Origin of the sequence: Okeania sp. KiyG1 (assembly GCF_014132355.1) — a bacterium.
Taxonomy (GTDB): domain Bacteria; phylum Cyanobacteriota; class Cyanobacteriia; order Cyanobacteriales; family Microcoleaceae; genus Okeania.
Genome location: NZ_BLZO01000072.1, coordinates 25,049 through 41,223, shown reverse-complemented (window position 1 = coordinate 41,223; position 16,175 = coordinate 25,049). Strand labels below are relative to the sequence as shown.

The 16,175-nt window shown below is 39.7% G+C and carries 13 protein-coding genes and 1 pseudogene; 9 read left to right on the top strand and 5 right to left on the bottom strand.

All coding sequences use genetic code 11. The features are described 5' to 3' along the window. The first annotated feature begins 359 nt into the window (after window positions 1–359). Entirely contained in the window at window positions 360–1,664 is a 1,305-nt protein-coding gene (locus tag SAGCYANO_RS15695) for a homoserine dehydrogenase (RefSeq protein ID WP_202220941.1), read from the top strand. A gap of 216 nt (window positions 1,665–1,880) precedes the next feature. Then, window positions 1,881–2,909: a glycoside hydrolase family 10 protein gene (locus tag SAGCYANO_RS15690; protein WP_202220940.1), complete on the top strand. Its 1,029-nt coding sequence runs from the start codon at window positions 1,881–1,883 to the stop codon at window positions 2,907–2,909. Between the two features lie 248 nt (window positions 2,910–3,157). On the opposite strand, the gene gatC is transcribed toward SAGCYANO_RS15690, so the two are convergent. From gatC to SAGCYANO_RS15670, 4 genes are all read right to left on the bottom strand, one after another. After that, entirely contained in the window at window positions 3,158–3,448 is a 291-nt protein-coding gene (gatC, locus tag SAGCYANO_RS15685) for an Asp-tRNA(Asn)/Glu-tRNA(Gln) amidotransferase subunit GatC (protein WP_202220939.1), read from the bottom strand. Window positions 3,449–3,632: 184 nt separating this feature from the next. Next, window positions 3,633–4,154 carry a photosystem I assembly protein Ycf3 gene (locus SAGCYANO_RS15680; RefSeq protein WP_202220938.1) on the bottom strand — a complete coding sequence of 174 codons (522 nt, stop codon included), beginning with the start codon at window positions 4,152–4,154 and terminating at the stop codon, window positions 3,633–3,635. 689 nt (window positions 4,155–4,843) lie between these two features. Beyond that, the gene (locus SAGCYANO_RS15675) at window positions 4,844–5,566 is read right to left on the bottom strand and encodes a nuclease-related domain-containing protein (protein WP_202220937.1); all 723 of its coding nucleotides are present in this window, start codon (window positions 5,564–5,566) and stop codon (window positions 4,844–4,846) included. Between the two features lie 423 nt (window positions 5,567–5,989). Then, window positions 5,990–6,607, bottom strand: coding sequence for a DNA-3-methyladenine glycosylase (locus tag SAGCYANO_RS15670; protein ID WP_202220936.1), 618 nt, complete (start codon window positions 6,605–6,607; stop codon window positions 5,990–5,992). Window positions 6,608–6,625: 18 nt separating this feature from the next. Here SAGCYANO_RS15670 and SAGCYANO_RS47595 point away from each other — a divergent pair, with 18 nt between their 5' ends. Then, window positions 6,626–6,748 (top strand): hypothetical protein, encoded by a 123-nt coding sequence (locus tag SAGCYANO_RS47595; protein ID WP_255502567.1) that lies wholly within the window; start codon window positions 6,626–6,628, stop codon window positions 6,746–6,748. A 579-nt stretch (window positions 6,749–7,327) separates the two neighbouring features. Further along, window positions 7,328–9,127, top strand: a complete 1,800-nt coding sequence (gene ltrA, locus SAGCYANO_RS15665) for a group II intron reverse transcriptase/maturase (RefSeq protein WP_202220935.1) — start codon at window positions 7,328–7,330, stop codon at window positions 9,125–9,127. A 94-nt stretch (window positions 9,128–9,221) separates the two neighbouring features. On the opposite strand, the gene SAGCYANO_RS15660 is transcribed toward ltrA, so the two are convergent. Next, window positions 9,222–9,383, bottom strand: a complete 162-nt coding sequence (locus SAGCYANO_RS15660; protein ID WP_202220934.1) for a hypothetical protein — start codon at window positions 9,381–9,383, stop codon at window positions 9,222–9,224. 884 nt (window positions 9,384–10,267) lie between these two features. Between SAGCYANO_RS15660 and selD the strand changes: the two genes are divergently transcribed. The 5 genes and pseudogenes from selD (at window position 10,268) to SAGCYANO_RS44795 (ending at window position 15,905) form a co-directional block, all read left to right on the top strand. Next, window positions 10,268–12,622: a selenide, water dikinase SelD gene (gene selD / locus SAGCYANO_RS15655; RefSeq protein WP_202220933.1), complete on the top strand. Its 2,355-nt coding sequence runs from the start codon at window positions 10,268–10,270 to the stop codon at window positions 12,620–12,622. Between the two features lie 72 nt (window positions 12,623–12,694). Then, a complete protein-coding gene (locus SAGCYANO_RS15650) occupies window positions 12,695–12,871 on the top strand; it encodes a hypothetical protein (protein ID WP_202220932.1) in 177 nt (58 codons plus the stop codon). 280 nt (window positions 12,872–13,151) lie between these two features. Beyond that, window positions 13,152–13,870: pseudogene (locus SAGCYANO_RS44800) on the top strand (low-complexity protein); the annotation flags it as partial. Between the two features lie 240 nt (window positions 13,871–14,110). Beyond that, complete coding sequence (locus SAGCYANO_RS15645) at window positions 14,111–15,778, top strand: NACHT domain-containing protein (protein WP_375339944.1); 1,668 nt, start codon at window positions 14,111–14,113, stop codon at window positions 15,776–15,778. Then, entirely contained in the window at window positions 15,717–15,905 is a 189-nt protein-coding gene (locus tag SAGCYANO_RS44795; RefSeq protein WP_237396203.1) for a hypothetical protein, read from the top strand. The genes SAGCYANO_RS15645 and SAGCYANO_RS44795 overlap by 62 nt, the downstream gene beginning before the upstream one ends. Window positions 15,906–16,175: the final 270 nt, after the last annotated feature.

The following is a 16,175-nucleotide window of genomic DNA, read 5'->3' as shown; positions in this document are numbered from 1 at the left end:
AATATTTTTCCCAAAAAGACTATTTTTTGTTCGATTTATTATAGCAGTCGAAGAAAAGGGCGCGGACAGATCGACAGCTTAAAACTTAGACAACGTAAAATTTTGGCGTTGCTGAATTGAAGTATGAGTGCGCGATTGTTTGGTTCTGCTCAAGCCCCTAAATCCCCAAAATTGGGGGACTTTTAGAGTTTTATTCCCCCCAAAATTGGGGGGTTAGGGTAGCTCTGCATCATACCCAGAATCAGCAACGCCAAAATTTTTCCTTCTTTCTTCTTCCTTCTGCTATAATATTAGAATAGTATTCAGCTATAATAGCTGAACCTTGCTCAAAATATTTAATTCATTATGGGTTAACAATCGTGGGATTCAAAATTGGTTTGTTGGGATTAGGTACAGTAGGTATAGGGACAGCAAAAATTTTGCTATCTCCAAAAGGTCGTCATCCTTTAATTCAGGAATTGGAAATACATCGAGTGGGAGTACGCGATATCTCCAAAACCAGAGATATTAATCTATCTTCAGATATTTTAACAACAGATTTAGAAGCGATCGCTACTGACTCAAATATAGATATTATAGTAGAACTTATCGGTGGGTTGGAACCGGCAAGAAGCCTAATTCTCAAAGCTATTGCCCATGGCAAACACGTCGTCACCGCTAACAAAGCTGTTATTTCTCGCTACGGTCCAGAAATTTTTGATGCAGCGAATGAAAAAGGTGTTTACGTCATGTTAGAAGCAGCAGTGGGTGGCGGTATACCTGTTATTCAACCCCTCAAAGAATCTCTTGGAGTAAATCGTATTCATTCGGTTATCGGCATCATTAACGGGACAACCAACTACATCCTCACCAGAATGCAAAAAGAGGGAGCAGACTTTGCGGATGTTCTTGCTGATGCTCAAAATTTAGGTTATGCAGAAGCTGACCCCACTGCAGATGTAGATGGGTTAGATGCGAAAGATAAAATCGCAATTTTGGCTTCTCTCGCTTTTGGCGGTTTAATTAAATTAGAAGATATTCATTGCGAAGGTATTCGTCAAGTAACGGCGGCGGATATTGCCTACGCTGACAGACTAGATTTTGCCATCAAATTATTAGCGATCGCCAAATGCAACCCCAACAGTATTAACTCCACCACAGACAAACTCCAACTAAGAGTACATCCTACTCTCGTGCCCAAAACTCACCCCCTCGCTAGCATAAATGATGTTTACAACGCCATTCTAGTAGAAGGAGAACCCATCGGACAAGTAATGTTTTTCGGGCCTGGTGCAGGTTCAGGTCCCACAGCGAGTGCAGTTGTTTCGGATATTATGAGTATTGCTGCTATTCTACAAACAGAAACCGAACCTATTCCCCACCCTTTATTAAGTTGTACCCATCAACATTATTGTGAAACAGCATCAATGGCAGAACTTGTCACCAGATTTTATGCTCGTTTCCTGACAAAAGACAACCCTGGTGTTATTGGTGAACTGGGTACTTGTTTTGGCAGTCATGATGTAAGTTTAGAATCTGTAGTGCAAACAGGAATACACGATCAACTAGCAGAAATAGTGGTTGTCACCCATGATGTAAAAGAAGGCAACTTCCGGCAAGCATTAGAGGAAATTCAATCATTAGATGCGATCGATAGTATTCCCAGTGTATTGAGGGTGTTGTAGAAATAAAAAAAATGGCGTTGCTTATGTGCAGGATGAATTAGTGTGGGGAGTGTGGGGAGTGTGGGGAGTGTGGGGGGTGTGGGAAGAAAAAATATATATATCTTCACACGTTAGCGAGCAGGAAAACCAAAAAACTTAACTTCAAAATAGAATTCTCCGAAAATTCGTCTCAAACCTTTGTAATTAAGAGTAAAACTTAGTTTCTGGAGATGTCTAATGAAAAGAATCATCAAAAAGTTCTTCAGATGGTTACCCATCGCCATAGGGGTTTGTTTATTGTTGGTAGCGACTCATCATGCGCCTTCTCGTTCTCCTGTAGTTAAAGAAAAGATGCAGGGAATTTGGCTGACTAATGTTGCAACAGCATTTCTACATCATACCACATTCTTAGATGAAATCCTACATCATATTTCTCTCTCAGGATACGATCGTATTTACTTCAGTGTTTATGGCTTAAAAGGAACCCTCTACCCGACTTCTCACAGTTCTACTCACTTTCTATTACGTCCTCCTTTGACTAATCCTCTCAAAGCGGCGGCCCAAGAATCTAGGCGTCAAGGATTAAAACCTTATGCCTGGTTTGAATACGGTCTGATGCTTAATCCTGGAAATGCTATTGTTCAGGAACATCCAGATTGGTTGCTCAAAACAGTAGCAGGGGAAACTGTAGAAGATGGAAATGTCTGGCTAGATCCAGCTGATCCAGAAGTTCAAGAATATATCTTAGGTAACATAGATGATATTCTCAAAGTCAAAGAGTTAGAGGGAATTCAATTAGACGATCATTGGGCTGTTCCTACAGCTTTTGGTAGTAGCGATCGACGTCAGGCATTAACCAGCTTCACCCAAAAGGTGTATAGTCATATTAAAGCGAAAAATCCTCAAATGGTGGTTAGCGTTTCCCCTAATCCTTACAACTTTGCTGTCTCGAAATACAATCAAGATTGGTTGTGGTGGGTGGAACAAGGAATAGTAGATGAAATAGTGTTGCAGGTTTATCGTCCAACACCAGAAGCGGTAATAGCAAGTTTATCAAATTCTGGTATTTACACTGCTTCTTATTATGTGCCAGTTGGAGTTGGTCTCTCAGCAGTCTGGAATGTTGTTCCTTTCTCAATTAATACAGTACAAAAACAGGTTGAAGCAGTTAAGCAACAAGGCTATGGGTATTCGATTTTTAGTTGGGAATATTTGGTGTTACGCCGTTTTGCAACGTTTTTTGGTAGTCCTGTAGGAGTCCAGTAGTAGCGTGACAAACCTAAAATGGTGCAATAGTAGGGGCGGGTTCCGCGTTAAGTTAATGGTGTCACCCACGACTGAGTAAACCCGCCCCCGCCCCAATAATCTAATGCACCATTTAAGCTGTGTCAGTCCAGTAGTCCAGTAGGGTGCGTTAATGAAATGTAACGCACCATCTAGATATAAAGCTGATAGCTGATAGCTGACTGCTGTTTGCGCAGCATTCCGCAGGAAATGCTTACTTCCCTACTATATTATTCTTCGCTCATAATTTTAGGAACTCTAAAAAAGTCTCCATCTTGCTCTGGAGCGCAGGAGAGAATTTCTTCTCTATTTGGAAACTCTTCCAAATTATCATTACGAGTGATATTACTAACATCAATTACCCTAGTAGTAGGACGTACTTTCTCTGTATCTAATTCACTCAACTGCTCAAAATAATCCAAAATGCTACTTAACTGAGTCGTAAATTTTTCCTCTTCTTCTGAGTTAAGTTTTAATCTAGCTAAATGTGCAACTTTACGGACTTGTTCGCTGTCAATCATTAGTAAATTTTCCTCTTTTTAAAACTCTGAAATTAACTATATAGCGTTTCCCAAGCTAATGAGGTACAGTTGTTTTTCTTCTTTATCGGTTTCTACGGAACCAGACTTACTACTCCCTACTCCCTACTCCCTACTCCCTAAAACCAAAGAATTTTGTACCTCACCAGTATGGAAATTGCTATATTTAGAAAAATACATCTTTAGTTGACCGCCCAGTAGTTTTCAACCAGTTTTGAGCTTCAATATAATTATTAGGAGCTAAACTTATTGCCTGTTGCCAATATTCTGCCGCTTTATCAAACCAACCATCTGCTTCTTCTGACGAACCTTTTTCTTTCGCCTGATCCCCTCTGTAGTGGAAAATCACAGCAATATTATTTAAAGCTTGAGGCATTCTCGGATTATTTTCTAAAGCTTGGTGATAGTATTCTATTGCTTTATCGTGTTCGCCATTACTAGCATGAATTAAACCTATATTATAAAGAATATAACTCCGGTCATTAGGGTCATTTTCTAAATTCAAAGCTTCATAATAATTGTCTAATGCCTCAGCATATTCACCATCACCCTGTGCCGACATTCCATCACGATAATAAGCAAAAGCCTCTTTAGCTTGATTATTTGTTGGTAGCAGCTTCAAAATCAAATCTGCCATGACCGTAAATGATTTGTCAATGAAGTTATCATTTCGTTGAGTTCTGGGCATATTACAACTCTATATTAATTATTGAGTACATAATATAGATTAGAACAATTCTGGGTAAGTTGCACATATAGCGCTACGCGCAAGTCAGAAGTCAGTAGGGGCGAATGGCATTCGCCCTTAGAGAAGTCAGAAGTAATCCCTGACTAACTTTGAGCATTTATAAATGTCCGCGCCCTATTTGCGTAGTGCTATACTTTGTTCACAAAAGTTATCGGCCCAAAATATTATATGGCTAATTTTTACTTGATATTTGAATCATTTTTAGGTAAAAAAGTGGACTGCTCTTTAGTAGAGTAGAAAAATTTGCAGCAGTTTTTCTTATTAAGAATTATCAAAATAATTGGGTCGCGTAATCCCGCCTTTTAGTAAGCATTTCCTACGGACTGCTGCCCAAACAGCCGTCAGCCATCAGCTATCAGCTATCAGCTATTGCTTTTACTTGACGATAAAAGCTTTATTAATTCTCTTATTACAAAAGTTGTCTCCCTTGCCCTTAAAGTCTATATTAATTTAAACACTATCCTATATGAGAGAGTCTTTTTGCTGTTAACGCAGTTCCTCCGCAGGAGGCTAGTTGATAGTTAATAGCTGAATGCTTAGGCCTTTTAAGGCGAAATATTTTTGGAGTGAAGCTCAAATCTCCGTTACAAAAATAACTTCTGACTTCTGACTTCTGACTTCTGACTTCGTTAAAGACCCGAAGATTTTCGTAAAATAGGCTTTGGTTTTGTAGAAGGTTTAGGAATATCTGAAATATCGCAATTTTCAACTAATTTACTAATTATTAAAACTTGTTCATTTGTTAAACATTTAGGATATTGCTGTAACATCTGTGTTAGTTCTTGAAAACCGTGTAATACAGGCACAGAACAATTAGTTGTACCAATCCATTTTGCTACAGGAAAAACAACAGGAGCAAATATAAAATTTTCAGGGAAACCAGAAACTTGAGGCATAATCCAATTTTCAAACATTTTTTTGTGATATATACTTTGAGAAGTAGGGCTATTTTCTAAGGGAACCCACTTTGCTCCTTCTCGTCTTTTCCATTTATCTTGATTAGCAGAAAATGAACCTTTCCAAGTTTTGACTTCTACTAAAAAAGCACCTGCATTGCCAATAATTAAAAGGTCAATTTCTGTAATGTTTCTAGATTTTGTGGGAATTAAAGCATTTTTAAACATTACCCAATTGTCAGGTAGTGACATGAGTAATAATGATAAAAAAGTCTCGCCTAAGTTGCCTTTTATTTGGTTTCTAAATTGTTTAAACTGAAAAAAACCAGCGCCAATTTCTCCAAATAAACCACCACCTAAATCTTGTTTCACTTCTTGTCTATTGTCAGAAATTTTTTCCTGAATTTTTGCTTGAAAAGCTTGTTGTAGTGATGGAGATTGTTTTAAAATTCTCATAATTTTTATTTAGGGCTTGCTGATTAAATCTAAAAGCATTGACATATAAAAACAAGTGCCTTTTTGGAACCTTTAAAAAGTGCCTGATATCACGTCTAAAACGCTCAAAAAGTTAGTATTTTAGGCTCATAGTTGGGCATAAAAATCCCAAATTGACAATTCAAATCCGAATAATTAAGGTAAAAATCCTCTCACTCGCTGTGGAGAAACAAGAAAAATTTTTCATAATTATTCAGCCCATTCCGTTTTCACTGTGGAGGTAATTATTAATTATTAATTATTAATTATTAATTATTGAATCCTACCTCCTCGCTCATTCCCATTTCTCCCCTCCTCCTGGGAGGGGTAGGGGTGGGTTGGGAGGGGTTAGGGGTGGGTTGTCTCCTGTCTCCTGTCTCCTGTCTCCTGTCTCCTGACTCCTAATTAAATTTTAGACACAGCATCACAGTTTGCCAAATACCACCGCCACGGTAATTCAGTCCCTTTTGTAATGCCAATACGAGTTGTTTGTACTATTTGCAAATCTTCCTGAAATTGTTTCGTGGGATGTTCCAACCACATAGGTTCTCCCACTCCCAGAGGTGAACCATTCAAACTCAGGTCAATATCCAGTAAACGACAAAGCTTACCTGGGCCAGCAGCAAGACGAGAAATTTTAGGTTTTGATTTTTGTTTTGGGATATATTCCCATAACCAATCTGGGACAGATTCCAATTGTAAAGCTCTAATTAAGACAGCACTGGGAACCCCATCTGCATCTGTCACAATATTTAAACAGTGGTACATTCCGTAAATGAAGTAAACGTAGCTCATTCCTGGAGGGCCAAACATCACGTCATTTCGTGAAGTACGACTACGATAAGCGTGACAAGCAGGGTCTCCTGGTGCATAAGCTTCGGTTTCTACGATGGTGCTACGGATAATTTTGTCATTGGACATCTGTCGCACTAAAGTACAGCCTACTAAATCTGGGGCAACTTCGGGTGATGGGCGTTCTAGCCAAGTATTGTCTATAATTTTGTTTGTTTGAATTAAATTCATATAAAGGAGCTTGTCATTATGGATATCAAATTAATTTTAATTGGATTAACTGTGTTGTTTACTGTTGGTTGTCTATTCTTTGGCACTAAGAATGGATTTTATGATACTGATGATTATCATGGAGTGCGACTCGTTGGCTAGTAAAAACCGCCGTAAGGTAGGTATAGCAAGCCTTTCAAGCCAAATACATGGAATGAACAATTCCGGTTTGAAAAACTCTTATAGCCTTGTAGGTGAGATTCCTACCGCCTTGTTGTTGGGTTGACAGTGTAGGCCACACGGTAGAGACTGAACATCAATCCGTGAAGCTGGTCTAAATGCGGAACAATACCAGTTACCAGGAACGATACCGCTAGCAGAGACTGATATGTGGACGAACAGAAAGGCAATTAAACTCTCGTTAAATCAAACCATTCCAAAGGTAGCTATGGAATGTAGGACGAAAGTCAGAGGGTCAATGAAAGTTCCATTCCTTGGGGAATTATTAACAACCATGCTGAACCCTCCGGGAGATTTTGCCCCACTAAGTCAGTCGTCATAAAGGTATAAGGGAACGAGGAAACCTCTCTTTGACACCTAAGAATATAGGTCGAGAACTTAGGAAGCCATTCAAGGTCAATCTGCACAAAAGTTGCAGGTCAAAGGAAGAGTAGGATTGGACAAAAAGCACAAAATGCAGACGTGTCCACTGTTGAATGTAGTGTAAAGCAATGATTAGTAATGAATAAAGCCAAGATACTAAAGAATAAATTAGGGTCTCCTAAACCATTCTCAAGTGTGGTATGGGATACATACGATATACCCTCACAAGCATCTATTAACCCAACACTCAAGTGGAAGGACATAGATTGGAAGAAGGTAGAAAAATATGTATTCAAACTACAAAAATTGATTTACAAAGCATCCAGTCGTGGCGAACTCCGCAAGATGCGCAAATATCAAAGACTTCTGACAAAAAGTTACTACGCAAGGTTGCTAGCTGTTAGGCGCGTAACACAAGACAACCAGGGTAAGAAGACCGCCGGGGTAGATGGAATCAAAAACCTGACACCCATACAAAGACTTAACTTGGTTGACATACTAAGAACACGCCCTCTCAAAGCAAGCCCAACCCGCAGAGTCTGGATACCAAAACCAGGAAAAGATGAGAAACGTCCTCTAGGCATTCCCACAATGTACGACAGAGCGTTACAAACCCTGGTCAAGTTAGGTATGGAACCAGAGTGGGAAGCACGTTTTGAACCTAATAGCTATGGTCTTTTCCGGAGGTCAGCACATGATGCCATCGAAGCTATCTTTAGCAGCATCAACCGTAAACCAAAATATGTGCTAGATGCTGACATATCCAAATGTTTTGATCAAATTAACCATGATGCACTACTAGGGAAAATTGGAATATCTCCATACAGGCAATTAATCAAACAATGGTTGAAGTCCGGAGTATTTGACAACAATCAATTCCTAGAAACTGTGGAAGGTACACCACAGGGAGGGGTCATATCACCCCTGCTAGCAAACATCGCCCTACACGGTATGGAAGAAAGGCTAATGAAATTTGCTGAAGAACTTCCGTTGAGATATCTCAATGGAAAAAGTATGGCAAAAATATACAAATGTCAAAGCCTATCTATAATACGTTATGCAGATGACTTTGTAATCCTACATGAAGACATCAAAGTAGTCCTGCAAGCAAAGACCGTAATACAGGAATGGTTAAACCAAATAGGATTAGAACTAAAACCAGAAAAAACTAGAATTGCCCACACCCTAGAGAAATATGAAGGAACTAAGACCGGATTTGACTTTCTAGGATTCAACATCAGGCAATACAAGGTAAAGTCAACTAAACAAGGTTTCAAAACACTAATCAAGCCATCCTCCAAGAGTATTAAAACCCATTATCGGAAACTGGCAGAAATATGTGATACTCATAAAACTGCACCAACAAAGGCACTAATAGCCAAATTAAATCCGATAATAAGGGGATGGGCTAACTACTTTTCAACCGTAGTCAGTAGAGAGATATTCACTAAACTGGATATGCTCTTATGGAAAAGATTATGGAGATGGGTGAGTAGAAGGCATCCAAATAAGCCTGCCAGTTGGGTCAAAGAAAAATATTTCCCCAAAATTAAGAAAACCAGAAATTGGACACTTAACGATGGCGAATATGTACTGAACCTACACACAGATGTACCTATTACAAGGCACACCAAAGTGAAAAGTACTGCATCACCCTATGACGGCAAGTGGACTTATTGGGGCAATAGAATCGGTAAATATCCAGGCGTAAGGAAAGAAGTCACAACGCTGTTAAAACAGCAGAAGAATAAATGTGCATCTTGTGGACTAACTTTTAGACCAACTGACCTTATGGAAGTTGACCATATAAAACCAAGGTCTGAAGGTGGTGACAACACATATAAGAATAAACAACTGTTGCACCGACACTGCCACGAGACTAAAACTGCCTTAGATAAAAAGACATATTCATGCGCCAAAGTCACAGGATTTACCTGAAGGTTATTTATGGGTTGACGATATGCTGGCACTAAGGAAGGGATGTGCCTATGACAAAGGGCATTCAAGAGAGGAGCCGGATGAGGTGAAAGTCTCATGTCCGGTTCTGAAGACGAGTCGGTTTGGTAACAAACTGGCTTAGTTTAACAATGGTTGTGCCCACTAAGTAGGCGATCGCAGTAGCGATAGAATGTTTTAATTTTTCAATTTTTGATAATTTATTGTATTTCTTGGGCAGAAATAGTAGTCTGTCCAAGAATTTCTATTTTTTACCAACTCTAATTCCCATTTTTTATTACCTAATAGATCGGAAATTCAAATAAATTATCCACTTATGAAGATTTAATGCTTCATATATATGATATAGAAAATCAGTTTTACTACTGATATTTGATTTTTCAATTTAGAGGTTGTATGAGAAGTCCAATATGCTACATCTAAGCCCCCTAAATCCCCCAATTTTGGGGGACTAGAGCAAGTAAATTGACTCTTATTCCCCCCAAAGTTGGGGGGCTAGGGGGGCAAAATTCACTATCAAAAAACTTTTCAGATATCTTCTTAAAGAAATAATCTTGGGTTTTATAGTCGATGCCCCCTAAATCCCCCAAAATTGGGGGACTAGAGCAAGCAAATTGATTCTTGTTCCCCCAAAGTTGGGGGCTAGGGGGCAAAATTCACTATCAAAAACTTTTCAGATATCTTCTTAAAGGAATAATCTTGGGTTTTATAGTCGATGCCCCCTAAATCCCCCAAAATTGGGGGACTAGAGCAAGCAAATTGATTCTTGTTCCCCCCAAAGTTGGGGGCTAGGGGGCAAAGTTCAGTATCAAAAAACTTTTCAGATATCTTCTTATCAGATATTTTCTTAAAGGAATAATCTTGGGTTTTATGCTCGATATAAGCTTAACTTGAACTCACTATTTTTATCATTTTTATCTACTTTTTTAAATTTTAATTATACCAATTATAAATAAATAATGCTACAAAAAAAAGGCTGAAAATTATGCCTAAAAATAACCACTACAATCCTAGAATCTACCTATTTCGATTATTTTGCCTTTCGTTTTGATTTGTTTATTACTTCTTCTCTCTTCTTTCTTACTTCTTCCTTACTAATACTATAACTAAATATTATTAATAATGAAATTATCCACACCAACAGAAACAGACCTAGTGCTAATAGGCGGCGGTCATAGCCACGCGATCGCCATTAAAGATTTTGCGATGAACCCTATACCAGGAGTAAGATTAACTCTAATTACAGATGTATATCATACTCCTTATTCTGGGATGTTGCCTGGATATGTGGCAGGTTTATATACCTTCGACCAATGTCATATTGACCTGCGTCCTCTAGCAAAATTTGCCGGAGCTAGAATATTTGTAGACCGCGCTATTGGTTTAGACTTGGAAAAAAATCAGGTAATTTGTGCTAACCGTCCACCTGTAAATTTTGATGTACTATCCATTGATATTGGTAGTACTCCCGCTAGCTTAACTGTACCGGGGGCAATAGAATATACTCTTCCTGTCAAACCCATATCAAAATTTCTCACCTATTGGCATCAGATAACAGCAACAGTTGCTCAGTTACCAGAACAAAAAATCCGTATCGGAATAGTTGGAGGTGGTGTCGGAGGTGTGGAGTTAGCATTTGCAGTACAAAGTCATCTCCACAATATCTATCAGAATGCTAGACAACCTACTAATAACCTGGAGTTGCATCTGTTTCATCGCACTACAAGACTATTACCCGGACGCCATCGTTGGGTGGGAAAACAAGTTGAGAAAATTCTGAAAAGTCGTGGTGTGGTATTGCATTTAGAAGAAAATGTTACTGGGGTGAAAAGTAAGGATAGGCAAGACAGTGATTTTGCCTCGGATGCACCGATGAATGAGCGGAAAATTCCAGACTTTGCACCCAAAATTATTGAGTGTAATTCGGGATTACAAATAGAATGCGATATTCTGTTTTGGGTAACTCAAGCATCTGCTGCACCTTGGTTACAAACAGCGGGGTTAGCAACAGACGCCAGTGGCTTTATTTTAGTCAATGACAAACTACAGTCAATTTCTCATCCACAAGTTTTTGCTGCGGGAGATGTGGCAACAATGGTTAACCATTCACGACCAAAAGCTGGAGTTTTTGCAGTACGACAAGGAAAACCCTTATTGGAAAATTTGCAACGCGCTCTCCATAGAAAACCCCTAAAGTCGTTTATACCTCAGAAAAAATTCCTGATTTTAATTGGCACTGGAGACCAACGAGCGATCGCTTCTCGTGGCAAAATGGGATTTGGTCCTGAGTCTTTACTTTGGCGTTGGAAAGACCACATTGACCGCAAATTTATGGATAAGTTTACTAACCTGAAGATGGAAGGTAGAAGCTATCCCTCTTCTGGGAAAGGGAAGAGTAGAAGGAGGAAAGATTCCGAAATTATGCACTGTGCTGGTTGTGGAGCAAAAGTAGGCAGTAAGGTTTTGGAGAAGGTGCTGCACCGTATTCAACAGCAAACACAGAGGGATGATATTTTAATTGGTATAAATACCCCTGATGATGCTGCAGTAGTTAGGGTGCCAACAGATAAGGTGATGGTGCAGACAATTGATTATTTTCCGGCATTGGTGGATGACCCCTATTTATTGGGAAAAATAACGGCGAATCATTGTTTGAGCGATTTATTTGCTATGGGAGCAACACCTCAAAGTGCTTTAGCGATCGCTACTATTCCTTATGCTTCATCTATTAAACAAGAGGATGATTTATATCAATTGTTATTAGGAGCAACGGAAATTCTTAATCAAGCAGGTGCTGTTTTGATGGGAGGTCATACAACTGAGGGAGCAGAATTAGCTTTTGGTCTTACTTGCAATGGTTTAGCATTTTCGGAGAAACTATTGTACAACAGTGGGATGCAGTCGGGAGATGTGTTGATATTGACGAAAGCGTTGGGGACGGGGGTGTTATTTGCTGCGGATATGCGTTTGCGTGCAAAGGGACGTTGGATTGAAAGTGCAATTGAATCAATGTTGGTTTCAAATCAGAATGCTGCCAAATTGTTATTGGAATACGGTGCGACTGCTTGTACGGATGTGACGGGATTTGGATTAGTAGGACATTTGCTGGAAATGGTGAAAGCTTCTCAAGTTGCTGTGGAATTGGAAATGGAGGCAATTTCTGTATTGCCTGGAGTGGCAGAAATTTTGCAGCAAGGTATTTTTAGTTCTTTGTATCCGGAAAATCTGCGGATGTCTGCATCAATTCAAAATTCGGAGCAGATAAGTACCCATGTTCTTTATCCATTGTTGTTTGATCCACAGACTTCTGGGGGGTTGCTTGCTGCTGTACCTGCGGAGTCAGCGAGTGCTTGTTTGCAGGCGTTACAGCAGGAATATTCTGAAAGTAGAATTATTGGTAGAGTGTTAACGAAGTCAGAAGTCAGTAGGGGCGAATGGCATTCGCCCTATGAAGTTATTTTTGTAAGGGGGACTTAAGCACCGCTCCAAAAATATTGCGCCTTAAAAGGCGGGGTTGCGCGACCCATATTATTTTTTTTTGATACGGGAGTGCTACAAATTAAGACAGGAATTACGCAAATTGACTGTTTAACCACCATCTGTAGGGGCGAATGGCATTCGCCCTATACTGTTAAACCACCATCTGTAGGGGCGTTTGCGGAGCATGACCTTAGGAAATGGCATTCGCCCTATATTGTATTGGCATTAGCAGCAGCTTTGCGTTAGTAAATGGTCATTTGCCCTTACCCATTTAGTGAAATAAACTCATCGCGAGCAAGACGCCCGCACTACAAACAATTTTTTGACAGCCCTTTTCAGATTGATAAACCACATCGTCATAACCAAAAACCTATAAGGGCGTTAGCGGAGCTTTGCGTTAGCAAATGCCATTCGCCCCTACTGTGGTTCATTGACCTGAAAACCGCTGTAACATCAGGAATTTACAGAAATCAAACTGTAGATATACAAATATATTGAGCAAAATTTAAAGGAGGAAATATTAACTATGGCTAAACTCTGGCGGAATATTTGGCGAGTTCTCAACACAGAAATAGAATTGAATTTATCTGAAACTGTTAAAGGTGGAGTTGAGTCTGGTAAGGCGGTTTTGGAAATAGCAAAAGCTCTACAAGAAAATAAGGATGCTAAAGAGTTAAAACCTTTTATTGAAAATATTGATTCTGTTTTGGATGTGTTAAATTCTCCCCTGGGAAAAGTTGCCGGAGCGGGTTTACCTTTTTTGCCTATTGCAACTGGAATTATTACTTTTATTATTGAAAAAACTCGTAAAGAGCCAAGTTTAGAAGATGAAGTACAATTGGTGGCTCAGGTGGCTTATTTAGAAAGTATTAGACATTTCTTTATAGACAATCCAAAAATTAAAAATAGGCTGACAGAAACTGAGGCTTCGGAGTCGGTACAAAAACAAATAAAAAATTGGATGAAGAAATTAATTTTAATGACCGAGATGCTAAGGATACTTTAATTTGTTTCTATGATTCACCTTTGAGGGAAAAGTTTGATGAAATTTTGATTGAACGTTTTAAAGAATCTGGTTTAGCTGAAAATCAAGCTAAAATTGTTGCCGAAAGAATTTCTCGCAATACCCACCGTTATATGAAAGAAGCTGTGGTAGAGGTGAAAGACCATGCTAAAAAATTAGCCGGAATTTATGGATATGGGTGGCAAGGAAATTTGGAAATTTATAGGAGTATTGACAAATATTTAGAGAAGAATATTGCTACTAAACCAGACGAAGAAGTATTTGATGAAAAATTCACTTTTCGAGAAATTTATGTGCCACTGGAAGTAAAAACTGTCAACTCCGATGGGAAGATTGAACAAACAGCAACACCCCAGAATATTGAAGAGTGGGCAAAAACAATTTTGTTGGATGAAAAAAAAGACAAACAGGTGTTATTTATTCAAGCAGGACCAGGAAGAGGAAAAAGTGTATTTTGCCGAATGTTTGCTGACTGGGTGCGCCGGGAATTACATCCTATATATACACCGATTTTAATTCGGTTGCGGGATGTGAGAAATTTTGCAGCAAATATTGATGAGACTCTAGCTAATGCAGTGGGTAGAGATTTTGTTACTAGCGATAGTGGTTGGTTGACAGACCACAATACTCGGTTTCTGTTTTTGCTGGATGGGTTTGATGAATTGTTGTTGGAGCGCGGTGCAAGTAATGAGTTAAAAGTGTTTTTAGACCAGGTGGCACAGTTTCAGAAACAGGCAGCAGAAAATAAGGAGCGCGGTCATCGGGTTTTAATTACTGGAAGACCATTGGCACTTTATGGAATTGAAAGGTTGATGCCTCCTAATTTAGAGCGGGTGAGTATTTTGCCCATGGGTGACGAAATTCAGCAACGCTGGTTTGAGAAGTGGCAGACTATTGTTGCGCAAGAGGAAACAGAAAAGTTTCGCGAATTTTTGCAGAGTCAAAAATGTCCGGAGCAGGTTAAGGAATTGGCACGAGAACCACTTTTGTTGTATTTGCTCGCTGCAATGCACCGGGATAAGCAGTTAAAAGTAGAGATGTTTGCTAATGCTGATACTGGTGGGGCAAAAGTCTCAGTCTATGAGCAAGCATTGGAATGGGTGCTGGAAAAACAGCGAGTAGAAGAGGGTAAAAATCTTAATCCGAAAATTACGAAGTTGGAGCCAGAAGATTTAGAAATTTTGTTGGCAGAAGCAGGGTTATGTGTGGTGCAGTCTGGAGGAGAATATGCTGCAATAAAAATGATTGAAGACCGACTGGTGAAACAGGGATACAAGGAGTTGCAGGATTTAATTGAGAATGCTCGGCAAAATAAGCGAGAGGATGGATTGAAAAATGCTTTAGCTGCGTTTTATTTGAAGTCGGCAGCAAAGGCGGAAAATTCGGTGGAGTTTTTCCACAAGAGTTTTGGTGAGTTTCTCTGTGCAAAACGGATGGTGGAAAGTCTGGAAGATTTGACGGAGAAAACTGGGAAGCGACGTAAGACTTATGCAGTATCTGATGAGGAATTTGAGTGGCGGGTTTACGATCTATTTGGTTATGGCAGTCTGACTGTGGAGGTTGTGGAATATTTGATGGCGTTGTTGGTGAAAAGTGAGGTTGAGTTGGTGGTCTTGTTTGAGCGGTTGTATGGGTTTTATCTAGACTGGTGTGATGGGAAGTTTATTGAGGAAAGGGAGGAAGTTTTACCTCAGAAAAAGACGAGGCAGTTGTGGCAGTGGGGTATTGAGTCTGGGCAACGTCGGGTGGATATTTATACGGGGTTGAATGTGATGATTTTGTTGTTTGAGTTGCATCGTTATGGACAGTCTCAGGAGGGGTTGCGGGAGCAGTTGCATTTTTATCCTTGCGGTAAACCTGATAGTGAAGATTTTGATCGAACAAGACTACTGCAAATCATTGGTTATAGTCGGTGCCTTAAGGATGTTGCTTTTTGGGAAATAGTAGGTAGTTTTCTTAGTGGTGCCGACCTCAATAATGCCTACCTCACAAGTGCTGACCTCAGAAGTGCTGACCTCAGTGCTGGCAACCTTAGTGATGCTGACCTCATTCGTGACAAGCTCACTCGTGCCGACCGCATTCGTAGCAAGCTCAGTAGACTCACAGAGGGGCGTTATCACATGGGATAAGAAAACTAAATGGTCAAATACTGTCGGTTTACATGAAGCAAGAGAAGTTCCAGAAGACCTACAAAAAAATCCAGAATTTGCTGCAGCAGTTGCTCAGTCGGAAGCAGCAAGTCAACAACAACAGTAAATTTTCAAGTAGTAAATTTTGTAGTGGCGTGACACGCCTAAAATAGTGCAATAGTAGGGGCGGGTTTCGCGTTAAATTAATAGTGTGACAAATTATCTTGTAAACCCGCCCCCAACCCAGACGGGTTTCGCGTTAAATTAATGGTGTGACAAATTATCTTGTAAACCCGCCCCCAACCCAAGGATATAACGCACCATTTTAGTTGTTTCGGTCTACTATTTTGCGGTGCGTTACACTTTCCTGCGGAATGCTGCGCAAACGCTAACACAC